The following is a 23,070-nucleotide window of genomic DNA, read 5'->3' on the forward strand; positions in this document are numbered from 1 at the left end:
TTATTCTCCGTTCGCGGGTATATACCCGCTTGTAGTCGAACAAACCGCCGTTCAGGCGAGTTCATCCAGCAAGGCCAACAACATTTCGCGCTTTTCGGCGCCGAGCTTATCAATCAATTTTTGTTGCGCCGCTTCCCAAGCCGGTAACGCGGCAGTCAGCCGCTCTTGCCCTGTGGCAGTCAACACCACCAGGCGGTTGCGCAAATCATCGCCCTCCACCAACTGCACCAGCCCCTCACCTTCCAGGACGCGCAGGTTGCGCCCCAGGGTGCTGCGATCCAGGCCCATGGCGTCCGCCAGGCTGGAAATGCTCGGTTGATCGAGGCGCTGCAGGTTGCACAACAGAGAATACTGGGCAACGTTGATCCCGAAGCCGTCGAGAGCGCCGTCGTAGTGCCTGCTGACGCCACGGGCGGCGCGTCGCAGGTTGGTGCATAAACATTGGGAGGCAAGCATAGAGCGTGTATATACCCGGAGTTAACCAATTGCAAGAAGGCGTTACAACGCCAGCCCGACCAGCACCGCGACTTCAAGCAGCTCCAGCAGTGCGCCAGCGGTGTCGCCGGTGGTACCGCCCAGACGCTTGACCATCAACTGGCGCAGCCACACGAAACACAGTGCCGCCAGCAACACCGCGATACCGCCGCTGAAACCGCCGATCAGAATGCAGGCCAACCCGCTGAGGATCAGCACCTGTTGGCCGACAATTCGCGGCAGATGGTCTGACAGTGCCTGGCCCAATCCGCCCGCCCGCACATAGCGCGTGGTGAGAAACAGCGCCAGCATCGAAGCGCGTCCGATCAGGGGCGCCAGGATCAAGGCGGCGCCATTGTGTTGCTCGATCAACGCCACCAGCGCGCTGAACTTGAGCAGCAGCACCAGGCCCAGGGTAACCACCGCAATCGGGCCGCTGCGCGGGTCTTTCATGATGCTGAGGGTGCGCTCGCGGTCGCCAAAACCACCCAGCCAGGCATCGGCGCTGTCGGCCAGCCCGTCCAAGTGCAGGCCACCGCTGAGCAACACCCAGGCTGTGAGCAGCAACGCGGCGTGCAACAGCAACGGGGCGCCCTGCAACACCTGGTTGAGGCCCCATAACAGCACGCCGAACAGCAACCCAACCAGCGGATAAAACAACAACGAACGGCCCAGTTCTTGAGGTTGCGGCATGCCCGGCAAGCGAATGGGCAGGCTGCTCAGAAATTGCAGGGCGATCCAGAACGGCAGCATCGTCAGAGTCCTTCCTTCAACACGCCATCGGCCTCAACCTGCAGGCCGAACAAGGCGCCGTGACCAACTTCGACATTCAGCAGTTGCTCACGGGGCAACCCTCGCGCCTGGGCCAGCAGTAGGCGCATCACACCGCCATGACTGATCAATAGCACCCGCTGACCAGCATAGGCCTGATGCAACCGGGCGATAGCGCCAAGCACCCGCCCGGAAAACTGGATGACAGGCTCACCCTCCGGCGGCGTGAAGTCATAGGGGTTGGCCCAGAACAAGCCCAGCCCTTCGGCATCGGTATCCATCAACGCGGCCGCACTCTGCCCTTCCCAGGCGCCGAAGTGCAGCTCCTGCAAGTCAGGCTCCAGACTCACCGGCAAATCAAGTTGCGTCCCCAGCTCCTGGGCGAACAGAGCGCAGCGTTGCAGCGGCGAGCTGATCAGCCGATCCCACGGCCCTTGCCCCACCACTGCGTCGCGCATCTGCTGCCAGCCGTTGGCGGTCAGCGCATCGTCCAGGCTGCCACGCAGGCCGCCGCCCAGCTCGGTTTCGCCGTGGCGCAGCAGGTCCAGGCGCAAGGTCATGCGGGGCGGTCCGCCACGGCGGCTTCGGCGAAGGTCGCCATCTGCCCGTGCAGCGCACACGCCAGGCGCAACAAGGGCACCGCTAACGCCGCGCCGCTGCCTTCGCCCAGGCGCAGGCCCAGTTCCAGCAACGGTTGCGCATCGAGACTGTGCAGCACATGGCGATGACCCGGCTCAGCACCCCGATGGCCGAACACCAGCCATTCGCGGCATGCAGAGTTCAAGCGCACCGCCACCAGCGCGGCCACGCTGCAGATGAACCCATCCACCAGCACCACGATGCCTTCCTGGGCGCAGGCCAAGTAAGCACCGACCAGCGCGGCTATTTCAAAACCGCCGAGATTGAACAGGGTTTGCAATGCATCGCCGCGCTGACCGGCGTGCAACGCCAAGGCGCGCTCGATAACCGCGACCTTATGGCTGACCCCTGCGGCGTTCAAACCGGTACCAGGGCCTGTAAGGTCAGTGACTTGGCAATCCAGCAATGCGCAGGCCAAGGCACTGGCCGCGGTGGTGTTGCCGATGCCCATCTCGCCGCCGATAAACAGCTGCGCGCCGCCTTCCAGGGCGCGGTGTGCGCTGTCTCGCCCGGCTTGCAGGGCCAACTGGCCCTGGGCCTGGGTCATCGCCGGGGCATGGACAAAATTGGCCGTGCCCGCACCGATATTCAGGTGACGAACGCCAGGCAAAGCCAGGGAAGGCGTGACCGTGCCAAGGTCAACCACTTCCAATTGCGCTTCCAGTTGCCGCGCCAACACGCTGATTGCCGCACCACCGGTGACGAAGTTTTGCAGCATCTGCCCGGTCACCGCCTGGGGAAATGCCGACACGCCTTCAGCGACCACGCCGTGATCGCCGGCAAAAATCGCGATCCACAGGTGATCCACCGACGGTTTGACCTGGCCCTGCAAACCCGCCAACCGCACCGCCAGGGCCTCCAACTGGCCGAGGGAGCCAGCGGGCTTGGTCAACTGCTGCTGACGCGCCAGCGCCTGTTCGTGGGCTGTGGCATTCACCGCCTTGCAGGGGTTGAGCCACCAGGAATCGGTCATAACGCAGTACCTTTCAAAGTCAGGGGCAAGCCGGCGACCGTCAGCACAACGCGCTGACATTGCTCGGCCAAGGCTTGATGCAGCCAACCGGCTTCATCCACATAACGGCGAGTCAATTCGCCCAGCGGCACGACACCCAGACCGGTCTCGTTGCTGACAAAAATGATTTCCCCCGGCAGCGAAGCCAGGGTTTGCAACAGTTGATCACGCTCGCGCGCAAGGCGCGCCGGGTCTTCGAGCATCAGAAGATTGGTGAGCCATAAGGTCAGGCAATCCACCAGCAGGCAGCGATCAGTGGCGGCGTTCTCGCGCAGCACACGTGCCAGCTCGATGGGCTCCTCAACCAGGCCCCAATGGTCGGGGCGACGCTGGCGATGCAAAGTGACACGCTCGTTCATCTCACCGTCGAGCGGCTGGCTGGTGGCGATATAAATGACGGCAAGCCCGCTCTCTGCGGCAAGCTTTTCGGCCAGGCGGCTCTTGCCCGAACGGGCGCCGCCGAGGATCAATTGATACATGCAAAGGCCCCTGACAAACAATGTGGGAGCGGGTTTGCTCGCCGATAGGGTGTATCAGTGAATGCACCTATGGCTGACCCACCGCATTCGCGACGGTCTGACAGCCGGCGCATATCCATCTGATGCTCCGCCATCCAAATGTGGGAGCTGGCTTGTCGGGTCGCCGCATCGCTGCGAAGACGGCCTGACAGCCAACTGGGATGTTGGATTAGACCGAGTGCATATCCGTTATGTAGGTAACGGCCACTTAGGGTTCCGCCCTGACGGCGGCTCACTTTTGAAAAGCGCAAAAGTAAGCAAAACGCTCTTGCCCCACCACTCGGCACCTCGCCTAGGCTCGGTGTGCCCGTAATCCGCCAGTGATTTGGGGGGCCGCCGCCACGCGCCATCCATGGCGCGGGGCGGCTAAACCGGCATCCCTGCCGGTTTACCCCCCAAATCACTGTCGAATTCCGGCCAGCGTGGTTTAACGGGGCGCCTAAGATCAAAAGCAGATCAAGAGCGGCTCGCTTCGCATCGTGGTTACCGTTGAGCACTACAGCGTTGTGTAGATACACATGGCTATCGCAGGCAAGCCAGCTCCCACAGTTGGATCGTGTGAACACCGTCAGATCCCACATAGCTTGCGCAACAAATCGGTGTCCAAGTGGTGCTCCACCAAGTCCGCCAACCGCTCGATATCGCGCTCGCGCAAGCCGTGATAATCCACCTCTTGCACATCCTGCAACCCGGCCCAACGCAGCAACGCGCTGCACGCTGCCGGGGTCTCGAACAGGCCGTGCAGGTAGGTGCCTAGAATTTGCCCATCGGCACTCTGCGCGCCATCACTACGGCCATCGTCCAGCAGGACCGCAGCGCTTGCCAAGGCAGCGCCGCAGGTCACCCCCGCATGGATTTCATAACCGCTGACGTCGGCATCTTCCAATACCAGACGCCCACGCACATTGCGCAGTTGTTTCTCTTGTTCCAGGGTGGTGCTGAACGCCAGCAACCCAAGGCCATCACTGGAACCGGCCAGCCCTTCCAGGCCCAACGGGTCGTGGACTTGCTCGCCGAGCATCTGCAAGCCGCCGCAGATCCCCAGTACCTTGCCGCCATAACGCAGATGCCGCGCCACGGCAGTATCCCAGCCGTTGGCACGCAGATAGGCCAGGTCACTGCGCACGCTTTTCGAGCCCGGCAAGATGATCAGGTCAGCAGCAGGTATCGCCTGGCCCGGCCCGACGAACTGCAAGTCCACCTGGGGGTGCAAGCGCAGCGGGTCGAAGTCGGTATGGTTGCTGATGCGCGGCAGCACCGGCACCACCACCTTGAGCACCTGGGCGGCCTTGTCGATCTGGCGCTGGTCGATGCCGTCTTCCGCTTCCAGGTGCAGGTCCATCACGTAGGGCAGCACGCCGACTACCGGTTTGCCGGTGCGCGCTTCGAGCCAGTCCAGGCCTGGTTGCAGCAACGCGATATCGCCGCGAAAACGGTTGATGATGAAGCCCTTGACCCGCGCCTGCTCACTGGGCGACAGCAGCTCCAGGGTGCCGACCAGATGGGCGAACACGCCGCCGCGGTTGATGTCCGCGATCAACAGCACCGGGCAGTCCACCGCTTCGGCGAAGCCCATGTTGGCGATGTCATTGGCGCGCAAATTGATCTCGGCCGGTGAGCCCGCGCCTTCGACGATCACCACCGGGTAGGCCTGGCTCAAACGCGTGTGGGAGGCCAGCACCGCTTGCATCGCAATGGCTTTGTAGTCGTGATAGGCCACGGCATTCATGCTGGTGACAGCACGGCCATGGATGATCACTTGGGAGCCAGTGTCGCTGTTGGGCTTGAGCAACACCGGGTTCATGTCGGTGTGGGGCGCCAGGTTGGCAGCCTGGGCCTGCACCGCCTGGGCGCGGCCGATCTCGCCGCCTTCGGCGGTCACCGCGCTGTTGAGCGCCATGTTCTGCGGCTTGAACGGCACCACCGCGACACCCTGGCGTACCAGCCAGCGACACAGCGCAGTCACGAGGGTGCTTTTACCGGCGTCGGAGGTGGTGCCCTGCACCATCAACGTGGTCATGTGGCGTCCTTGTAGGCGGCCAGGGCTTCATCAAGGCGCAGCCAGTCGGCTTCGGTGTCGGGCAGGCCCAAGCGCACGCTGCTGTTGTGCACAAACAGGCGCAGCAGGATGCCGCGCTGGGCCATGAACTCGTGAAGCCGTTCAGCGTGGGGGGTAATCAACCACTGGAACAATGCGCAGCCACCCTGAGGTTGAAGGCCGCGGCGCTCAAGCAACTCGAACAGACGCTGGCCGGCTGCGATGCAACGGCTGCGCTGGCGCGCATGCCCGTCGGTGTCGCGCAGGCACACTTGGCCCAGCACCCGCGTCGGCCCACTGACGGCCCAGGGCCCGACCTGTTCGGCCAACAGCTTGAGCAACTTGCGCTCGGCCAGCACAAAGCCCAGGCGCACGCCGGCCAGGCCGAAGAACTTGCCGAATGAGCGCAGCACGATCAAGCCGACCTGATCGGCATGGCTGGCCAGGCTCAAGTCCGGGGTCACGTCAATGAACGCCTCGTCCACCACCAGCCAGCCACCGCGCTGGGCCAGCCGCGCATGCCAGTCCAGCAGGCGTTGCGGGCTCAGGCTCAAGCCCGTGGGGTTGTTGGGGTTGACCACCACCAGCACGTCGAGGCTGTCGAGAAAGAAGTCGACTTCCTGCTCCTGCACTTCGCGCACCACATAACCGGCGCGGCGCCAGGCTTCGGCGTGCTCGGCGTAACAGGGCGAAAGCACGCCGACCTTACCGGAACGACGCAGGCGCGGCAGCAGTTGAATCGCTGCCTGGGAGCCCGGCACCGGCAGCAACGGGCCGGCACCGTAATACTCGCTGGCAGCCTTCTCCAAGCCGTCATCGGTTTCCGGCAAGCGCGCCCAGGCACGCAAGGGAATCTCGGGAATCGGCCACGGCCAGGGCGCCAGGCCGCTGGACAGGTCGAGCCAATCCGCTTCGGCAATGCCGTACTCAATCGCGGCCTTACGCAGCCGACCACCATGTTCAAGCATAGATTTGCGCCCCCACGCACAGGACCAGCAGCCACAGCCATACGCCGTGCTGCACCAGTTGCCAGCCGCGATCAATGGAATCGGCGTCGGCCGGCGGGCCTTCGCCCAATGGCGGGCGCTGATGCACCTCGCCGTGATAAATCGCCGCGCCGCCGAGCTCCACACCCAAGGCACCGGCCCCCGCCGCCATCACCGGGCCGGCGTTGGGGCTGTCCCAGGTCCGCCCCTGAGTGCGCCAGCATTTGAGCGCCAGGCGGGTTTTACCCAATAGCGCGTAGGTTAAAGCCACCAGGCGCGCAGGAATATAGTTGAGCACATCATCGATCCTGGCGGCTGCCCAACCGAAGCGCTCAAAGCGCTCATTGCGATAGCCCCACATGGCGTCCAGGGTGTTGCTCAGACGATAGAGCACCACGCCCGGCACACCGGCCACCACGAACCAGAACAACGCGGCGAATACCGCATCGCTGCCGTTCTCCAGCACCGATTCGGTGGCTGCGCGTGCGACTTCCGTGTGGTCCAGTTCGCTGGTCTGGCGGCTGACCAGGTAACTCACACGTGTACGCGCTTCGTCCAGGTCGTCACTGCGCAGGGCCTGGGCCACCGGCATCACGTGCTCACCCAGGCTGCGCATGCCCAAGGCGCAGTACAGCGCCAGGATCTCCAGCAGCCAGCCGATATAAGGCGCCCACGACAATGCCGTGGCCAACAGGGTCAGCGGCACCACCGCGATAAACCACGCGGTCACACCATGGCTGCGCCAGCCACGCCCGCCAGTATTGAAACGTTGTTCGATGCGCCCGGCGAAATTGCCGAACGCCACCAGCGGATGCCAGCGTCTGGGCTCACCCAGCAGCGCATCCAGCGCCACCGCAGCGACACACAGCAAGGCCACACTCATTGACTCACTCCCCACTTGTTTTCATACAGCATGTCACTTAGCGGTCGCGGCTCGGCCCAGCCCTCGAGCTGCAACATCGGTGCTGGGTAAAACTCTGCCACCGGGCCCAGGCACAACACTGCCAGGGGCTTTGCGCCGGGTGGCAAACCCAGCAACTCGGCCAGGGCCTGGGGGTCGAACAGCGAAACCCAGCCCATGCCCAACCCTTCCACGCGCGCCGCCAGCCACAGGTTCTGGATGGCGCAGGAGAGCGAGGCCATGTCCATTTCCGGCAAGGTGCGGCGCCCGAAAATGTGGCGCTCACGATCGTCCATCAAGGCGGCGACCAGTACCTCGGCGCAGTCGTTGATGCCTTCAACCTTGAGCTTCATGAACGCATCGGAGCGCTCGCCCAATGCTTCGGCGGTGCGCACACGCTCTTCTTCCACCAACTGTTGAATCTGGCTGCGCAACGAACGGTCGCTGATGCGGATAAAACGCCACGGCTGCATCAGGCCGACACTGGGCGCCTGGTGCGCGGCGTGGAGCAGGCGTTGCAGCAGCTCAGGCGCGACGCTGCCACCGCGGAAGTGGCGCATGTCGCGGCGTTCGGCGATGGCGCGATAGACGGCCTCGCGATCGGCTTGGGGGAAAGCGTTGTCAGTCATGGCCTCTTCGCGAGCAAGCCCGCTCCCACATTTGGAATGCATTCCCCTGTGGGAGCGGGCTTGCCTGCGATAGCTGTCTCAAGGTCAGGCGCAAACAACGCGGCCACCGCGCCAGGATTCGACGGAAAATAAAAGTGCACATAGGACGCCGTCATCCGCCCCTGTCGATAGACCGCTTCGGCACCGCGCCCGCCGTTAGGGCTAAGCCCACGGGCAATCGGCGCCCATTCGATACTGGTCAGGGAATGATGATAGGTATGCCCACGCAAGGTCCCCTCCGGCAGCTCGACACTTTGCAGCGCCAGGGCCGCGAGTTTCTTTTGCATCACCGCATCGCCGTGCAACAAGCCAACCAGTTCGGCGCGTGTACCGTCCACATCGGTCAAGGAGTCGAGCAGATAGAGCATGCCGCCACATTCAGCGAGCAGTGGCTTGCCAGCGGCGTGATGAGCACGAATGGCGTCCAGCATCGAGGTATTGGCCGACAATGCCTGGTGGTGCAATTCCGGATAGCCGCCGGGCAGATAGAGGCTGTCAGCTTCAGGCAATTGGCGATCATGGATCGGTGAGAAGAACTTCAACTCGGCGCCCATCGCCCGCAACAGATCCAGGCTGGCGCCGTAGGTAAAGGCAAAGGCTTCGTCACGGGCCACGGCAATCCGCACACCGGCCAGCAAGGGTTCGGCTTCGATCACCTCGGGCGCGGCAAAGGTCACCGGCGGCGGCAGGGCCACTTCGCAGCTGCTGCCCAACGCCTGGGCGGCAGCATCCAGGCGTATATCAAGGTCATTCAGTTCGCTGGCTTGCACCAGGCCCAGGTGGCGGCTGGGCAGTTCGATGCCAGTCTCACGGGATAACGCGCCGTACCAACGCAAGCCCTCGGTGAGGCTGCCTTCGAGCAATTGCGCATGGCGCAGGGTGCCGACGCGATTGGCCAGCACGCCGGCGAACGGCAGGTCGGGCTGATAGCGCGCCAGCCCCAGGGCCAGGGCGCCGAACGTCTGGGCCATGGCGGTGCCATCGATCACGCCCAGCACCGGTACACCGAAGTGCCGCGCCAGGTCAGCGCTCGAAGGCGTGCCGTCGAACAGGCCCATGACGCCTTCGATGAGAATCAGGTCAGCTTCCCCCGCTGCCTCCCAGAGCAGGCGGCGGCTTTCCTGCTCGCCCACCATCCACATGTCCAACTGGTACACCGGCGCGCCACTGGCACGCTCGTGGATCATCGGGTCGAGAAAGTCCGGCCCGCATTTGAACACGCGCACCTTGCGCCCCAGGTTGCGGTGCAAACGGGCCAGCGCGGCGGTGACCGTGGTTTTGCCCTGGCCAGACGCCGGAGCGGCGATCAATACGGCCGGGCAATGACGGGGCTGATTCAAAGTTCGACGCCTTTCTGTGCCTTGATACCGGCCTGGAACGCGTGCTTGAGCATGCCCATTTCGGTGACGGTGTCGCCCATTTCGATCAGCTCAGGCTTGGCGCCACGGCCGGTGACCACCACATGCTGCATGGGCGGGCGCGCTTGCAGATCGCTGAGTACCTGGTCCAGGTCAAGGTAACCGTGCTTGAGGGCGATGTTCAGTTCGTCCAGCACCACCAAGCCGATAGAGGGGTCATTCAACATGGCCCGGGACACCGCCCAAGCCGCTTCGGCAGCGGCGATATCGCGCTGGCGGTCCTGGGTTTCCCAGGTGAAGCCTTCGCCCATCACATGAAAGCGCACCTGCTCGGGAAAGCGGCGGAAAAACAATTCTTCGCCGGTGCTGTTACGCCCCTTGATGAACTGCACCACACCGCATTGCATGCCATGCCCCATGGCCCGGGCCAACATGCCGAACGCCGAACTGCTCTTGCCTTTGCCGTTGCCGGTCAGCACCAGCAGCAGGCCGCACTCGTTGGGGGAATTGGCGATGCGCTCGTCAATCACGGCTTTTTTGCGCAGCATGCGCGCCAGGTGGCGTTCGTCGCGGTCGGGGGAATCAGTCATGGCAGCGCTCCGTTGGGGCTGGACAAAAACGGCGGGCAGGAAAAAGAAAAAACAGACAGCCAAGCATCGCCCACCGTGATGCTGTTGGATGATCCAGGCCGGTCTCCGGGCTCATGAGTGGCGCTTTTGATAGCAAGCAGCCGAGGGTGCGCCTTCCCATATCGCACGCGATACAGTGGCAAACAGCACCGTCTTGACTCATTTACCGTTGCGGGGGCAGCGCCGGAATCGCGGCGGCACTGTGTACAAGTGCGCTCACTCACCGGTTTCCCTGTTTCACTCTGTCGACGCGCGCGCCACAGAGCACCTGGAACAAGCCGCGAAGGTTAGTGGGTTGGGGGTGGAGCGTCAATTAAAGCTGGCCTTGTACTTGAACCATCTGCCGTTCGTGCTTCTCTACCCCTACAGGTATCAAGGAGAAAACCATGCCTAAAACCCGACTCGCCCTACTGATCATGCTTGCAGGCAGCCTCGCGGCGTGCGGCGAAAGTTCGACCCTGCAGGTCGCCGATGGCACCGGGCCCTCGCCCAAGTTGCCGGAGCCGAACAAGACGCTGATCCCCACCGTCAATATCGCCCCGGCCATCGGCTGGCCCGAAGGCGCCAAGCCCATCGCCGCCGCCGGCACCCAAGTGGCCGCGTTCGCCGAAGGCCTGGATCATCCGCGCTGGCTCTACGTGCTGCCCAACGGCGACGTGCTGGTGGCCGAGACCAATGCACCGCCCAAGCCGGACGATGCCAAAGGCGTACGTGGCTGGGTGATGGAAAAAGTTATGGACCGTGCCGGTGCCGGGGGGCCGAGCCCGAACCGTATTACCTTGCTGCGCGATGCCGACCATGACGGTGTAGCAGAAACTCGCACGGTGTTCCTGGAGAACCTCAATTCGCCGTTTGGCATGACCTTGGTAGGCAACGACCTGTATGTGGCCGATTCGGATAAGTTGCTGCGCTTCCCTTATCAGCCGGGTGAAACCGCAATCACCTCCCCAGGCACCAAGGTGGTGGATTTACCCGGTGGCCCCCTGAACCACCACTGGACCAAAAATGTAGTGGCCAGCCAGGACGGCAGTAAGCTGTACGTGAGCGTCGGCTCCAACAGCAACGTCGGCGAAAACGGCCTGGAAGCCGAACAGGGCCGCGCCGCCATTTGGGAAGTCGACCGCGCCAGCGGCCAACACCGCATTTTTGCCTCCGGCCTGCGCAACCCCAACGGCATGGCGTGGGAGCCACAGAGCGGCAAGCTGTGGACGGCGGTCAACGAACGCGATGAGATCGGCAGTGACCTGGTGCCGGATTACATCACCTCGGTCAAGGATGGCGGCTTCTACGGCTGGCCTTTCAGTTATTACGGCCAGCATGTGGATGTGCGTGTCACCCCGCAGAACCTGGACATGGTCGCCAAGGCCATCGCTCCCGATTACGCGGTAGGCCCTCATACTGCGTCGCTGGGGCTGACCTTCGCCGAGGGCAGCAAACTGCCCGCTCCCTTCAGTAATGGCGCATTTATCGGCCAGCATGGTTCCTGGAACCGCAAGCCGCACAGTGGCTACAAGGTGATTTTCGTGCCCTTCGAAGGGGGCCAGCCGAAAGGGCAACCGGTGGATGTGCTGACGGGGTTTCTTGATAGCGATGAGAAAGCCATGGGCCGGCCGGTCGGCGTGGTGATAGATCAGCAGGGGGATTTGCTGGTGGCCGATGATGTGGGCAATAAGGTTTGGCGGGTGTCGGCTGTTAAGTAAATCGCCACACACCAATGTGGGAGCGGGCTTGCCCGCGATTACGGTGCCCCAGCCAACCAATCCTTTGACTGACACACTGTATTCGCGGGCAAGCCCGCTCCCACATTTTGGAGTTTTATTGATTCAGGGATTACGCGCCAGATTCCCTGGCAACACGCGCTTGGCACTCAGGTAGGCATTCTGCCAATACGCTTTGGATAGCGTATCCAGCTTCACCGTACCGCCGGTCTGCGGTGCATGCACGAAGCGCCCTTCGCCCACATAGATGCCCGCATGGCTGACCCGCGAACCACCACCGGTGGCGAAGAACAGCAGGTCGCCGGTTTGCAGGTTTTGTTCGCTGACGTCCTGGGCACGCATCACGATCAATTCACGGGTGGTGCGCGGCAATGAGATGCCGGCAGCGTCGCGGAATACAAAACCGATCAGGCCACTGCAATCAAATCCCGAGTCCGGTGTGTTGCCGCCCCAGCGGTAAGGTGTGCCGACCAGGCCCAGCGCACGAAAGAGCACGTCTTCGGCAGCAGGCGAGAAATTCTGGGTGGCATAGTTGAACACCGGCTTAGGCTTGACCGCGACGGGCGCGGGCGGCGGTGTACGACTGGCGCAGGCGCTGAGCAGCGCGGCGCAAACAATAAGCATCAGGCGGGCCGAGGTCGACATGTGCAGAACAATCCTGGTCTGGATGCGGCTTTCGCTGCCGAACGTTGAAAACCAGAACGCGCAAGCAAAGCTCGCGCGAACGGATGACAACAATGTCCAGGGATTCTAGCGCTTACACGTCAAACTTCAAGTAACACTTTAACTTTACTTACTAGCGGTAACCGTAGTCGGAGCCATGGCGAGTGCGCGCTTGGCTTCGATGAAGGTTTTGCTCCAGTAGCTGTCACCCAGGTTATCGACCCGAACACCACCACTGCGGCGGCTGCTGGAGTGGATAAATTGGTTATCGCCCAGGTAGATACCGGCGTGGCTGACACGACCGCGGCCACTGGTACTAAAGAAAAGCAGATCACCGGGCTTGAGGTTGTTGCGTGCGACCAACGGTGCATTCACGTTGATCATCTCGCGTGTAGAGCGCGGCAGATTCATGCCGGCTTCTTCACGAAACAGGTAGCCAATGAAACCACTGCAATCAAAACCGGCTTCCGAGGTGCCGCCGAAACGGTAACGGGTACCGATCAAGGACATGCCGCGCTCAAGGATGCTGTCGGCCAGAAGAGGCAGTTGGTAAGGCTTGCTGTCAGAGAACTCGGCGAGTTCTTTTTCGGTTGCCACCTCTTCTTCATAAACAGAAGCAGACTGTGCAGCAACGAACTTTGCCTGATTTTGAACCTGTGGTTTTTGCTGTTCTGCCACCTGCTGAGGGTGGGAGGCGCAACCAAACAACAGGGTAACGAGTGCGAGAGGCACGAGGGGTGCGAAGCGATTTAGCATGGGCACGACCGTGGCTGATGTGTAAAGAAGCCGAGACTATGCCCTCTATCACATCGATTTGCAAATTCAATCGTGATCTATGTGACTTATCGTTTCGACTATGCCATCTAAGCCGTGATTCCATTTATCGCTTCAGTTGCGTAGCCCTTCGGGCTCAAACGCAGGTTTTCTGACGCCTTGAAAATGCCGACACACGGAAAATCAAGACCTTACCAGCCCAAGGTTTCTTTCAGGAAAGGGATCGTCAATTTTCTTTGTGCCTGCAGGGAAGCCTGGTCGAGTTGCTCAAGCAAATCGAACAGCGCGCTCATGCTGCGGGTGCCACGGGTGAGGATAAAGTGCCCGACTTCGTCGGTCAGGTGCAGGCCACGACGGGAAGCGCGCAGTTGCAGCGCACGCAGCTTGTCCTCATCGGATAACGGACGCATCTGGAAGATCAACGCCAGGGTCAGGCGCGACTTGAGGTCTGCCAGCTTCACCGGCAGTTCACGCGGCGAGGTGGACGCGGCGATCAGCAAGCGCCGGCCGCTGTCGCGCAGGCGGTTGAACAGATGAAACAGCGCCTCTTCCCACTCCGGCTTGCCGGCCACTGCCTGCAGGTCGTCGAGACACACCAGTTCATATTGCTCAAGGTTATCGAAGATGCCGATCCCGCGGTCCATCAACTCGGCCAAGGGCAGGTAGACCGCCGGCTCGCCCGTCTGCTCGAAACGCAGGCATGCGGCCTGCAGCAGGTGGGTACGCCCCACGCCATGCTTGCCCCACAGATAGATCAGGCTTTCAGTCCACCCGGCGTCGGCTTCGCAAAGCCGCTCCACATAGCCGAGTGCAGCGGCATTGGCGCCTGGGTAGTAGTTGATAAAGGTAGCGTCATCACGCAGACGCACACCTAGGGGCAGCTGAATCGGTTTCATGCTGACTGAACGGCTCCCATCGAACCGTTAGTGGCCTCTATGTAAAGTTTGCAAAGTTTATACCCGTGACGCCGGGTGCACAATGCAGCAGACCACAAGCAAAATCAAAGGTTTGCGTTAACCCGGCGGTTTTACGCAGATTGTTTGACGCACCCGGCGACAGAAACAACAAACCCGGCCAGGGCCGGGTTTGTGACACCGCGATTACAACTCGGGCTCATCCACCCCGGTATACACGTCCGAATCCTTGTACAGGTCGTGCACATGGCGCACCAGCACCATGATCACCGCCGCCACCGGCAGCGCCAACAGGATGCCGGTAAAGCCGAACAGCTCGCCACCCGCCAAAATCGCAAAGATTACTGCCACAGGGTGCAGGCCGATCCGATCGCCCACCAGCAGTGGCGTCAGCACCATGCCTTCCAAGGCCTGGCCCACCATGAACACTGCGACAATCCCCAGCATCGGGTACAGGTCGCCGCCGAACTGGAACAGCCCGGCCACCAGCGCCGCACCGATGCCGATCACAAAGCCCATGTAGGGCACGATGGCCGCCAGGCCCGCGATCAAGCCGATCAACAGCCCCAGCTCCAGGCCGATCGCCATCAGGCCGGCAGCATAAATCACCCCCAGGGCCAGCATCACCAGCAACTGGCCACGCACGAACGCGCCCAGTACCTCATGACACTCCGCTGCCAGGGAAACAACGCGCTCTTCCCGGTCGCGGGGCAGCAGGCTGCGGATCTTGGCCATCATGATGTCCCAGTCTCGCAGCAGGTAGAACGCCACCACCGGGATCAGCACCAGGTTGGTCAACCAGCCGATCAGCGCCAGGCTCGACGCAGTCGCCTGGCTGAGCACCACCGTGACGATATCGGTGGTCTTGTCCATATGCTCGCTGATAGCTGCCTTGACCTTGTCGAACTTCCAGAAGCCATCCGCCAGCCCGAACTTGGACTGGGCCCACGGCATTGCCGTGTGCTGCAACCAGTCGAGCATCTGCGGCGCCAGCTCATAGAGGCGAAACAGTTGCTTGGCCAACATCGGCACCAATATCAACACCAGCGCCGTGATGATCAACGTGAACAGCGCAAACACCGTGATCACGCCCCAGGTGCGCGACATGCCGACTTTTTCCAAGCGATCCACCACGGGATCGAACAGATAGGCGAGCAGCAGCGCCACCAGAAACGGCGTCAGGATCGAATGCAGCAAGAACACAAAAACGCACAGCAGGACAATCCCGCCAAGCCACACCCAACGACGCGTATCCGCCATAAACCACTCCATCTGTTTTTTACGCCCTTCTTCTATATAGAAGGAGGACCACTAGTTACCAACGAAAACGCAGTTGCGCCTGGGGCTCAGGTGCAACAGCCGGTTGCGTGCCATCGATCACGGCTGGCTGGGCCGGGGCTTCGCCAGCAGGAATTTCCTGCAGCTTGGCCAGGCTCAATTGGGTGCGCAATTGTTCGGCGCTGCCATTGACGCGATACACAATCCGGTTGCCATCCACCCACTGCGGCTGGCCGCCAAAGGGCTCCAGCAAACGACCCAGGGCGGCGTAGCGCTCCAGGTTCATGCCTTGCACTTCAAGCAGTTGCTCAGTGCTCACGCCCGGCTTGACCGCAAAGCGTGGCGCCAGCTTTTGGCTGACCGCCAGCAATACCGCATCGGCGAGCGCGGCAGTGTCAGCGCCTTGGGCGGTGCCCTCCTCAGCCTTGTCGCCCAGCCACAGGCGCCATTTGGCCTGCCATTGACTGCCTTCCTGGCGCGCATGCACCGCCAGCAAAGCATCGGCACCGTAACGCTCGGAGGCTGCGCGCAAAGGCGTGGCGTCGGGGCTTTCAAGATTCGGCGCGGTGGCGACTACCTGTTCATCCAGGTCTCCCAGCGGCAGGCGCAGCGGCAGACCCCGGTGTTGCGCGGCCCTGCGCAGGGCCTGGGCAACGGCCTGGCCATCGCCGACCAGGCTGCTGCCTTCAGTTGAATCGTTCAGCCACCAACCCAGGATCGACGGCCGGTTGCTGCCCCAGATCGACAGGCCGGCATCACGCAAGGCGCGGTCGGTGCTGACCGGGTCGAAGTCCACTTGCAGGCTTTCGGGCGGGCCGGCGTCGTAGCCGTACTGGCTGATGATTTGTTGCGGGTCTTTGCGGATCGCCGCCAGGCCTGGGCCATCGGCGGCCTTGGCGTCGCCGGTCAGGCGGATCACCAGGGTCTGCACGGCACGCTGGGTGGCCTGGTCGCGCTCTTGGGGCGACTGGCTGCTGACCGGTTCAAGTACTTGATAGAGGCCATTGAGGGTTTCGGCATGACTCGCCAGGCTGACCAACGACAAGCAGCCTACAAAGAAGAATTTACACAGACGCATGGAAGATTCCCGAACGACAAATTTAGCGGTTGGAACAGACCGCGTGATCTCGGCTTGGCAAGGCTGTGACACAGCGACCGGTAAAACATTCACAGGGTCCCGGTAAGTTTTCATACTGTCATAACGCTAGCGAGTTCAAGGCTATACCTTAATACGCACGATTACCGGCCCGATTTGCATTTTTTTGAACTCATATGCCCTGCCCGTCGGCCCGAGGATGGCCGCTGCCCCTCAAGCCTGATAAAATCGCGCGCCTTCGCAGACCGTCAACGGCAGGGCCCTTTCCAAAAGCCCCCGCCCGCCCGGTCGTTACCCAGAAATCCCCCCTAAAGGCCTGGATCATGAGCAAGCAACCCTCCCTGAGCTACAAGGACGCCGGTGTAGACATCGACGCCGGTGAAGCATTGGTCGAACGCATCAAGAGCGTCGCCAAGCGCACTGCGCGCCCTGAAGTCATGGGTGGCCTGGGCGGTTTTGGCGCCCTCTGCGAAATCCCGGCCGGCTACAAGCAGCCTGTACTGGTGTCCGGCACCGACGGCGTAGGCACCAAGCTACGCCTGGCCCTGAACCTGAACAAGCACGACAGCATTGGCATCGACCTGGTCGCCATGTGCGTCAACGACCTGGTGGTGTGCGGCGCCGAGCCGCTGTTCTTCCTCGACTACTACGCCACCGGCAAGCTCAATGTCGAGACCGCGACCCAGGTCGTGACCGGCATCGGCGCCGGCTGCGAACTGTCGGGTTGCTCCCTGGTCGGCGGTGAAACTGCTGAAATGCCAGGCATGTACGAAGGCGAAGACTACGACCTGGCCGGCTTCTGCGTGGGTGTGGTGGAAAAAGCCGAGATCATCGACGGCTCCAAAGTAGCTGCTGGCGACGCCCTGCTCGCCCTGCCATCGTCCGGCCCGCACTCCAACGGCTACTCGCTGATCCGCAAGATCATCGAAGTGTCCGGCGCCGACATCGAGAACATCCAGCTCGACGGCAAGCCACTCACCGACCTGCTGATGGCGCCGACCCGCATCTACGTCAAGCCACTGCTCAAGCTGATCAAGGACACCGGCGCCGTCAAGGCCATGGCCCACATCACCGGTGGCGGCCTGCTGGACAACATCCCGCGCGTCCTGCCAAAAGGTGCCCAGGCGATTGTCGACGTGGCCAGCTGGCAGCGCCCGGCAGTCTTCGATTGGCTGCAGGAAAAAGGCAACGTCAACGAAACCGAAATGCACCGCGTGCTGAACTGCGGCGTAGGCATGGTGATCTGCGTCGCGCAGGAACACGTTGAAACCGCGCTGAACGTGCTGCGTGAAGCCGGCGAACAACCTTGGGTCATTGGCCAGATCGCCACTGCTGCCGAAGGTGCAGCCCAGGTTGAACTGAAGAACCTCAAGGCTCACTGATGCCCCAGACCTGTGATGTCGTGGTGCTGCTTTCCGGCACCGGCAGTAACTTGCAGGCCCTGATCGACAGCACGCGCACCGGCAACAGCCCGGTGCGCATCGCTGCGGTGATTTCCAACCGCAGCGACGCCTACGGCCTGCAACGCGCCCGGGACGCGGGTATCGACACCCGTGCCCTGGATCACAAGGCGTTCGACGGTCGCGAGGCCTTCGACAGCGCCTTGATCGAACTGATCGACGCCTTCAACCCAAAACTTGTTGTCCTTGCCGGTTTCATGCGCATCCTCAGCGCAGATTTCGTCCGGCACTACGAAGGGCGCCTGCTCAATATCCACCCCTCCCTGCTGCCCAAGTACAAAGGCATGCACACCCACCAGCGCGCGCTCGACGCCGGCGACCGTGAACATGGCTGCAGCGTGCACTTTGTGACCGAGGAACTCGATGGCGGGCCTCTGGTCGTACAGGCAGTGGTTCCGGTAGAGTCAGGCGACTCGGCGCAGACGCTTGCGCAACGGGTTCATACCCAGGAACACAGGATTTACCCGCTGGCCGTTCGCTGGTTTGCCGAAGGACGGTTGATTCTTGGCGACCAGGGTGCATTATTGGACGGCCAGTTACTCGCGGCCAGCGGCCACTTGATTCGAACCTAGGAGATTTTATGCGTCGCGCCCTGCTTTTCGCTTTTGCGCTGTTCGCTTTGCCTGCCGTACAAGCGGCAGACCTTCACCCCTTCTCCGTCAGCTACACCGCCGACTGGAAACAACTGCCCATGAGCGGTTCGGCTGAACGCAGCCTGAGCAAGAATGGCGACGGTACCTGGACCTTGAATTTCAAGGCCTCGATGATGATTGCCAGCCTGACCGAAACCAGTGTGATCCTGTTCGACAAGGACACCCTGCAACCCAAGAGCTACAGCTTCGAACGCGGCGGCCTGGGCAAGGCGAAGAAGATCAATCTGGACTTCGACCAGAGCGCCAAGAAAGTCACCGGCTTTGAAAACAAAGACCCGGTCAATGTCACGCTCGAAAGCGGCATGCTCGACAAGTCCACCTACCAACTTGCTCTGCAACGCGATGTTGCCGCGGGCAAGAAGAGCATGAGCTACCGCGTGGTTGAGGGTACTGATACCGATACCTACGACTTCCGCGTGATTGGCTCGGAAAAGGTCCAGACCAAGGTCGGTTCGATCGACGCGATCAAGGTCGAGCGCGTGCGCGACCCGTCGCAGAGCAAGCGCATCACACAGATGTGGTTTGCCAAGGACCAGGGCGGCATTCTGGTTGCCCTGCGTCAGGTTGAGACTGACGGCAAGGAGTACAACATCATGCTGCAAGATGGCACTGTTGACGGTAAGGCCGTCAAAGGCAGCTGATTGCTGATGCACCGGACAAGAGCCTCGCTGAATGCGGGGCTTTTTTTTGCCTGGGATTTTTAGGGGACGCCACTCCCGCTATCGCAGGCAAGCCAGCTCCCACCTTGGAATGCATTCCAAGGTGGGAGCTGGCTTGCCTGCGATAGCGGTGCCGAGGTCAACCTAGCCGACCTGAACATGAAACTTTTGTCATAAAGCCGCTGCGATGGCGACGCAATGCCTTGGTTTACGTGGCCTGCAGCATTGTTGCATTCCCCGCAATGAATTATTGCGCGCAAAATCAGTTTACTTAGCAAGCTAACAGATCATATAACAGAGGCCTGCGACGCCTTGCCGCAGATCAACCAGAGATTGGAGCAAGCAGATGACTGTAAAAGTAACTGAACGCGACGATGAACATATGTCCCACGAAGCAGTAGGCCACGGGATTCACATCTGGGATGTCCATCAGCAAGACGTATTGGTCGGCATGTTTCACAACGAGAGCGACGCCAACAATTATAAAAACGAGCTCGAAACTCTCGAATTGCAACGCCAGGCAAAAAGCTCCTGAAGCTCTGAAATCATGTTGACGCCCGGCCCACGCAGCCGGGCCGTCTACATCAAAAACCGCGCCATTCGAGCGCGGTTTTTTTGTCAAAGATTCGGTATAAATTAATGTAACAAAAGCACACACAAATAATGATTCTCGATATCATTCGTGCGCCTTTCATTCAGGCTCACGATTAGGGAATCAATTTGATGCACGGAAATAGCAGGAAGCCGGAAAACACGTTGCTGGAACGCTGGAGCGAAGCGCTTGCCACCGCGCAATTTCAGGCCAGCCACATCGGCCTCGACGCCTTGATCAATACGCTGGCCCCCGCCGCCGAACGTAGCTTCCAACGCCTGATCCAAGCATTGTTTCGTGAAAGCCTGCTGGACCCCAGCACTCTCCTCTATGACGAACATGGGCATTGCTCGCTGACACTGGCTTGCCAGGCCCGATTGCGTTTCGAACATTTGCACCCTGGCCGCATGGCAAGCTGGGACCTGCGTGGCGAAGTCATCCTGTTGCGCGAAGGCCAGCCCGAACAGAAAATCCAGTTCCCATCGCAGTTGTTGACGTTGCTTAACGCCAGCCTCGAGTCGCCTGCCGACCGGGAAGTGCTCAACCGCCTCAACGTAGAGATCGACGACAGCTTCATCAACGACACCTTGTGCCTCGCCTTCCATGAGCAATGGACGCTCAAGCTGCATGCGTCAATGGACCCGGTGCATCAAGACAACCTGCTGAGTCATCTCAAGAACAGCCCGAGCGTTATCAACCCAACTTCCGTGCTTGAACAGTGGGGAACATTGGGTCACCCATGGCACCCCAACTACAAGACCAAGCTGGGCCTGAATACCGCACAAGTCATCGACTATTCGCCAGAGTTCGAAGCACGCTTCCCGGTGCTGCTGTGCGCGCTGCATCGCCAGTTTGCCCATGTCGAAACGTTGGCCGGGACGGCAGATTACTGGCAGTGGTGGAGCAATCACTTTCCGCACGCGGCGCAGCAATTAACCACCACACTTCAAACACAAGGCCTTGAAGCAGACGATTATCTGCCGTTGCCTGCCCACCCTTGGCAGGCACGCCAGGAGTTGCCTCAACTGTTCGCCAACGAAATCGGCGACAAACTGCTGGTGCTGACCGATATCGTCGCGTTTACCGCCCACCCCACCATGTCATTCAGAACCGTGTTGCCTGAAGGCCGTCGCGATGCACCGATGGTCAAACTGCCCGTGTCACTGCGCCTGACCAGCGTACAGCGCACCGTATCGCCGCGTTCAGCGCGCATGGGCCCACGGATCAGCCATCTGCTGCTGAGCATCCTGGAACGCGAGCCTGCGATTCAAAAATGCCTGAACATCGTTCCCGAGCGGATCGGTGTGCATTTCCAGCCACAACCGGCCAATGACGAGCACTCCCGCCACTTGGCGGTGCTCTATCGCGACAATCCCCAGAGCCAGCTCCAGCCGGACGAAATGGCCGTGCCTGTGGGCAGCCTGTTTGCCATTGATCACCACGGCCAGCCGCTGCTGCGCCAATGGGTGCGCCTGAGCCAAGGCAAGGATGACGCGGCGGCCATGCTCGCCTTCTTCCATGATTACGCGGCGATCAGTGTGCCGGCACTGCTGGGCATGTATTTGCGCTACGGCATCGCTTTTGAGGCCCATCAACAGAACTCCTTCATGGTGATGGCCGCAGACGGACAATTGAGCCGCCTTCTGTTGCGCGACTTCGGCGATATCCGAATCGACCGCAAGACCTTGCACGCCCACGGCCTGGACATTGAACTGCACGACCCGAAGATGACGCTGTACGACGACGCGGGTTTCGTACGGGACAAGCTGCTGCACACCGTATTCATGTGCCATCTTGGCGAGCTCATCCTGCTTGCCGCGCGCCACTTCGACATCCCCCAGGCGCTGCTCTGGAATGAACTGTCGGCTCAGGTCAGCCAGTGTTTTGACGACCTGCGCTCGCAGGTTGATCCGCAGCGCTGGGCCACCGAGCGCGAAGCACTGCTGGAGCAAGCATGGCCGGCCAAGTCGTTCATGCGCATGCGCCTGCTGGAGAGTCATGCCGATATCGTCGGGCGGTTGCCTAACCCGTTGAGCGCGGCCGCCAATGCCGACTAACAACACAGCGCTGCGGCTGCTGGTGGTGATTCAGTTGGTGTCGATGGGGGCGATGGAAATGAGCGGCCCGTTCTGGCCGCTGCAAATCCAGAAGTTGCTGGGCACTGCAAATGCTCAGTACACCGGCCTGCTGTCGTCGCTGGTGTATGCCGGGCCGATGATGGCAGCGATGATTCTCACGCCCCTGTGGGGAAGACTCGGCGACCGTACCGGCCATAAGCTGATGATTATCCGCGCGCTGCTGGCGTTGGCGGTATGCCAGGCGCTGGCTGCGATTACGCCTGACCCGTGGTGGTTGGTGGCCATCCGCGTGGTACAGGGCGCATTGGCCGGTTTCATCGCCGCAGCCCAAGCCTACGCACTGGCCTGCTGCGGCGACGGCGGACGGGGGCACATTCTTGCGCGGCTGCAATCAGCCACCGCTGTAGGCTCCCTGGCCGGGCCGGTATTGGGCGGCTGGTTGATGGACATATCCGGTTTCGCATTGCTGTGCTACAGCGCCACCGCCGTCTGCCTGCTGTGCGCGATAATCAGCGCGTTTTTACCCAGTGACTCACCACGATCGAGACCTGCCCGCACGTCCAAGCCTGCCGCACTCCCCAAAGGCTGGATTGGCGCGATGTTGGGGATCATCGTATTGATTCAGGCAGCCAGGATGATGCCGCAACCGTTTTACGCCTTATATGTCGCCCAGGTTTTGCACGCGCCCGCGTGGCTGATCGGCGCCAGCTATGGCGCAAGTGCCTTGACCCTGGCACTGTCCGCGCCGTTGTGGGGCCGCCTGTTCGATCGACATCAGCCAGCGCATACGCTGCGCATCATCGAGTGGGTCACGTGGGCCTGCGCCCTCACGCTGGCGTGCACGGCGCTGGCCGGTGAATGGTCGGGGTTCATCGCCAGCCGGCTGCTGTGGGGCGTGTGGCAGGGTGCTTTGTTGCCCGTGGCCTACACACTGATCGCCACTACCGTAGCGCACAGCCAGCAGGGTTTTGCCCTGGGCATGGGCAACAGCGCCGCGAAAGCCGGTGCACTGTGCGGCGCACTGTTGGGTGGTATCGGCATGGGATGGGTGGGCCTGGCGCACAGCTTCTGGCTGGTCGCACTGACCTACGCCTTGGCCGCCGTGAGTATCCGCGCCATCCGTTCGTTTGCGCGAGCGCCTGAGACATCCGATTTTTCTGTCAATACTTCTAATAACTCTGAGACATGATC

At 61.5% G+C, this 23,070-nt stretch carries 23 protein-coding genes and 1 riboswitch; of the genes, 7 read left to right on the plus strand and 16 right to left on the minus strand.

The window, feature by feature from the left end; all coding sequences use genetic code 11:
* Positions 1-51: 51 nt before the first annotated feature.
* The 11 genes from CLM72_RS19595 to cobO form a co-directional block, all read right to left on the minus strand.
* On the minus strand, positions 52-456 hold the full coding sequence (locus CLM72_RS19595) for a MarR family winged helix-turn-helix transcriptional regulator (protein ID WP_034128336.1): 405 nt from the start codon (positions 454-456) through the stop codon (positions 52-54).
* Positions 457-498: 42 nt separating this feature from the next.
* Positions 499-1,227: an adenosylcobinamide-GDP ribazoletransferase gene (locus CLM72_RS19600; protein WP_073527131.1), complete on the minus strand. Its 729-nt coding sequence runs from the start codon at positions 1,225-1,227 to the stop codon at positions 499-501.
* 2 nt (positions 1,228-1,229) lie between these two features.
* The gene (cobC, locus tag CLM72_RS19605; protein WP_105227650.1) at positions 1,230-1,805 is read right to left on the minus strand and encodes an alpha-ribazole phosphatase family protein; all 576 of its coding nucleotides are present in this window, start codon (positions 1,803-1,805) and stop codon (positions 1,230-1,232) included.
* Entirely contained in the window at positions 1,802-2,857 is a 1,056-nt protein-coding gene (gene cobT, locus CLM72_RS19610; protein ID WP_105227652.1) for a nicotinate-nucleotide--dimethylbenzimidazole phosphoribosyltransferase, read from the minus strand. The genes cobC and cobT overlap by 4 nt, the downstream gene beginning before the upstream one ends.
* Positions 2,854-3,375, minus strand: a complete 522-nt coding sequence (gene cobU, locus CLM72_RS19615) for a bifunctional adenosylcobinamide kinase/adenosylcobinamide-phosphate guanylyltransferase (protein ID WP_105227654.1) — start codon at positions 3,373-3,375, stop codon at positions 2,854-2,856. The genes cobT and cobU overlap by 4 nt, the downstream gene beginning before the upstream one ends.
* A gap of 607 nt (positions 3,376-3,982) precedes the next feature.
* Positions 3,983-5,434 (minus strand): cobyric acid synthase, encoded by a 1,452-nt coding sequence (locus tag CLM72_RS19620; protein ID WP_105227655.1) that lies wholly within the window; start codon positions 5,432-5,434, stop codon positions 3,983-3,985.
* The gene (gene cobD / locus CLM72_RS19625) at positions 5,431-6,420 is read right to left on the minus strand and encodes a threonine-phosphate decarboxylase CobD (protein WP_105227656.1); all 990 of its coding nucleotides are present in this window, start codon (positions 6,418-6,420) and stop codon (positions 5,431-5,433) included. Before cobD ends, CLM72_RS19620 begins: the two co-directional genes overlap by 4 nt.
* On the minus strand, positions 6,413-7,321 hold the full coding sequence (cbiB, locus tag CLM72_RS19630) for an adenosylcobinamide-phosphate synthase CbiB (RefSeq protein WP_105227657.1): 909 nt from the start codon (positions 7,319-7,321) through the stop codon (positions 6,413-6,415). The genes cobD and cbiB overlap by 8 nt, the downstream gene beginning before the upstream one ends.
* A complete protein-coding gene (bluB, locus tag CLM72_RS19635) occupies positions 7,318-7,968 on the minus strand; it encodes a 5,6-dimethylbenzimidazole synthase (protein ID WP_054899035.1) in 651 nt (216 codons plus the stop codon). The genes cbiB and bluB overlap by 4 nt, the downstream gene beginning before the upstream one ends.
* Complete coding sequence (locus CLM72_RS19640) at positions 7,965-9,347, minus strand: cobyrinate a,c-diamide synthase (RefSeq protein ID WP_105227658.1); 1,383 nt, start codon at positions 9,345-9,347, stop codon at positions 7,965-7,967. The genes bluB and CLM72_RS19640 overlap by 4 nt, the downstream gene beginning before the upstream one ends.
* Entirely contained in the window at positions 9,344-9,955 is a 612-nt protein-coding gene (gene cobO, locus CLM72_RS19645; RefSeq protein WP_005790169.1) for a cob(I)yrinic acid a,c-diamide adenosyltransferase, read from the minus strand. The genes CLM72_RS19640 and cobO overlap by 4 nt, the downstream gene beginning before the upstream one ends.
* A gap of 78 nt (positions 9,956-10,033) precedes the next feature.
* A riboswitch (cobalamin riboswitch) is annotated at positions 10,034-10,281 on the minus strand.
* A gap of 99 nt (positions 10,282-10,380) precedes the next feature.
* On the opposite strand from cobO, the gene CLM72_RS19650 reads away from it, so the two are divergent.
* Positions 10,381-11,694, plus strand: coding sequence for a sorbosone dehydrogenase family protein (locus tag CLM72_RS19650; RefSeq protein WP_105227659.1), 1,314 nt, complete (start codon positions 10,381-10,383; stop codon positions 11,692-11,694).
* A gap of 123 nt (positions 11,695-11,817) precedes the next feature.
* On the opposite strand, the gene CLM72_RS19655 is transcribed toward CLM72_RS19650, so the two are convergent.
* From CLM72_RS19655 to CLM72_RS19675, 5 genes are all read right to left on the minus strand, one after another.
* Positions 11,818-12,357, minus strand: a complete 540-nt coding sequence (locus CLM72_RS19655; protein ID WP_003193049.1) for a C40 family peptidase — start codon at positions 12,355-12,357, stop codon at positions 11,818-11,820.
* A 144-nt stretch (positions 12,358-12,501) separates the two neighbouring features.
* The gene (locus CLM72_RS19660; protein WP_003193051.1) at positions 12,502-13,131 is read right to left on the minus strand and encodes a C40 family peptidase; all 630 of its coding nucleotides are present in this window, start codon (positions 13,129-13,131) and stop codon (positions 12,502-12,504) included.
* 209 nt (positions 13,132-13,340) lie between these two features.
* The gene (hda, locus tag CLM72_RS19665) at positions 13,341-14,045 is read right to left on the minus strand and encodes a DnaA regulatory inactivator Hda (protein ID WP_014719395.1); all 705 of its coding nucleotides are present in this window, start codon (positions 14,043-14,045) and stop codon (positions 13,341-13,343) included.
* Between the two features lie 204 nt (positions 14,046-14,249).
* A complete protein-coding gene (locus CLM72_RS19670) occupies positions 14,250-15,323 on the minus strand; it encodes an AI-2E family transporter (RefSeq protein WP_003193054.1) in 1,074 nt (357 codons plus the stop codon).
* 55 nt (positions 15,324-15,378) lie between these two features.
* On the minus strand, positions 15,379-16,419 hold the full coding sequence (locus tag CLM72_RS19675; protein WP_070415432.1) for a DUF2066 domain-containing protein: 1,041 nt from the start codon (positions 16,417-16,419) through the stop codon (positions 15,379-15,381).
* Positions 16,420-16,760: 341 nt separating this feature from the next.
* On the opposite strand from CLM72_RS19675, the gene purM reads away from it, so the two are divergent.
* The 6 genes from purM to CLM72_RS19705 all read left to right on the plus strand — a co-directional run bounded on the left by purM (position 16,761) and on the right by CLM72_RS19705 (position 23,068).
* Positions 16,761-17,819 (plus strand): phosphoribosylformylglycinamidine cyclo-ligase, encoded by a 1,059-nt coding sequence (gene purM / locus CLM72_RS19680; RefSeq protein ID WP_014719398.1) that lies wholly within the window; start codon positions 16,761-16,763, stop codon positions 17,817-17,819.
* Positions 17,819-18,469 (plus strand): phosphoribosylglycinamide formyltransferase, encoded by a 651-nt coding sequence (gene purN / locus CLM72_RS19685; protein WP_105227660.1) that lies wholly within the window; start codon positions 17,819-17,821, stop codon positions 18,467-18,469. Before purM ends, purN begins: the two co-directional genes overlap by 1 nt.
* A gap of 8 nt (positions 18,470-18,477) precedes the next feature.
* A complete protein-coding gene (locus CLM72_RS19690) occupies positions 18,478-19,191 on the plus strand; it encodes a DUF3108 domain-containing protein (protein ID WP_014719399.1) in 714 nt (237 codons plus the stop codon).
* Positions 19,192-19,555: 364 nt separating this feature from the next.
* Entirely contained in the window at positions 19,556-19,744 is a 189-nt protein-coding gene (locus tag CLM72_RS19695) for a hypothetical protein (protein WP_034128323.1), read from the plus strand.
* Positions 19,745-19,932: 188 nt separating this feature from the next.
* Entirely contained in the window at positions 19,933-21,858 is a 1,926-nt protein-coding gene (locus CLM72_RS19700) for an IucA/IucC family siderophore biosynthesis protein (RefSeq protein WP_105227661.1), read from the plus strand.
* Positions 21,848-23,068, plus strand: coding sequence for an MFS transporter (locus tag CLM72_RS19705; RefSeq protein ID WP_105227663.1), 1,221 nt, complete (start codon positions 21,848-21,850; stop codon positions 23,066-23,068). The genes CLM72_RS19700 and CLM72_RS19705 overlap by 11 nt, the downstream gene beginning before the upstream one ends.
* Positions 23,069-23,070 lie beyond the last annotated feature (2 nt).

This window comes from Pseudomonas sp. MYb193 (genome assembly GCF_002966775.1).
GTDB classification, from domain to species: Bacteria; Pseudomonadota; Gammaproteobacteria; order Pseudomonadales; family Pseudomonadaceae; genus Aquipseudomonas; species Aquipseudomonas paracarnis.

Bases quoted from the DNA above. Each gene is read 5' to 3' on its own strand.
- CLM72_RS19595 (WP_034128336.1), bottom strand. From the start codon at position 456: ATGCTTGCCTCCCAATGTTTATGCACCAACCTGCGACGCGCCGCCCGT.
- CLM72_RS19600 (WP_073527131.1), bottom strand. From the start codon at position 1,227: ATGCTGCCGTTCTGGATCGCCCTGCAATTTCTGAGCAGCCTGCCCATT.
- cobC (WP_105227650.1), bottom strand. From the start codon at position 1,805: ATGACCTTGCGCCTGGACCTGCTGCGCCACGGCGAAACCGAGCTGGGC.
- cobT (WP_105227652.1), bottom strand. From the start codon at position 2,857: ATGACCGATTCCTGGTGGCTCAACCCCTGCAAGGCGGTGAATGCCACA.
- cobU (WP_105227654.1), bottom strand. From the start codon at position 3,375: ATGTATCAATTGATCCTCGGCGGCGCCCGTTCGGGCAAGAGCCGCCTG.
- CLM72_RS19620 (WP_105227655.1), bottom strand. From the start codon at position 5,434: ATGACCACGTTGATGGTGCAGGGCACCACCTCCGACGCCGGTAAAAGC.
- cobD (WP_105227656.1), bottom strand. From the start codon at position 6,420: ATGCTTGAACATGGTGGTCGGCTGCGTAAGGCCGCGATTGAGTACGGC.
- cbiB (WP_105227657.1), bottom strand. From the start codon at position 7,321: ATGAGTGTGGCCTTGCTGTGTGTCGCTGCGGTGGCGCTGGATGCGCTG.
- bluB (WP_054899035.1), bottom strand. From the start codon at position 7,968: ATGACTGACAACGCTTTCCCCCAAGCCGATCGCGAGGCCGTCTATCGC.
- cobO (WP_005790169.1), bottom strand. From the start codon at position 9,955: ATGACTGATTCCCCCGACCGCGACGAACGCCACCTGGCGCGCATGCTG.
- CLM72_RS19650 (WP_105227659.1), top strand. From the start codon at position 10,381: ATGCCTAAAACCCGACTCGCCCTACTGATCATGCTTGCAGGCAGCCTC.
- CLM72_RS19655 (WP_003193049.1), bottom strand. From the start codon at position 12,357: ATGTCGACCTCGGCCCGCCTGATGCTTATTGTTTGCGCCGCGCTGCTC.
- CLM72_RS19660 (WP_003193051.1), bottom strand. From the start codon at position 13,131: ATGCTAAATCGCTTCGCACCCCTCGTGCCTCTCGCACTCGTTACCCTG.
- hda (WP_014719395.1), bottom strand. From the start codon at position 14,045: ATGAAACCGATTCAGCTGCCCCTAGGTGTGCGTCTGCGTGATGACGCT.
- CLM72_RS19670 (WP_003193054.1), bottom strand. From the start codon at position 15,323: ATGGCGGATACGCGTCGTTGGGTGTGGCTTGGCGGGATTGTCCTGCTG.
- CLM72_RS19675 (WP_070415432.1), bottom strand. From the start codon at position 16,419: ATGCGTCTGTGTAAATTCTTCTTTGTAGGCTGCTTGTCGTTGGTCAGC.
- purM (WP_014719398.1), top strand. From the start codon at position 16,761: ATGAGCAAGCAACCCTCCCTGAGCTACAAGGACGCCGGTGTAGACATC.
- purN (WP_105227660.1), top strand. From the start codon at position 17,819: ATGCCCCAGACCTGTGATGTCGTGGTGCTGCTTTCCGGCACCGGCAGT.
- CLM72_RS19690 (WP_014719399.1), top strand. From the start codon at position 18,478: ATGCGTCGCGCCCTGCTTTTCGCTTTTGCGCTGTTCGCTTTGCCTGCC.
- CLM72_RS19695 (WP_034128323.1), top strand. From the start codon at position 19,556: ATGACTGTAAAAGTAACTGAACGCGACGATGAACATATGTCCCACGAA.
- CLM72_RS19700 (WP_105227661.1), top strand. From the start codon at position 19,933: ATGCACGGAAATAGCAGGAAGCCGGAAAACACGTTGCTGGAACGCTGG.
- CLM72_RS19705 (WP_105227663.1), top strand. From the start codon at position 21,848: ATGCCGACTAACAACACAGCGCTGCGGCTGCTGGTGGTGATTCAGTTG.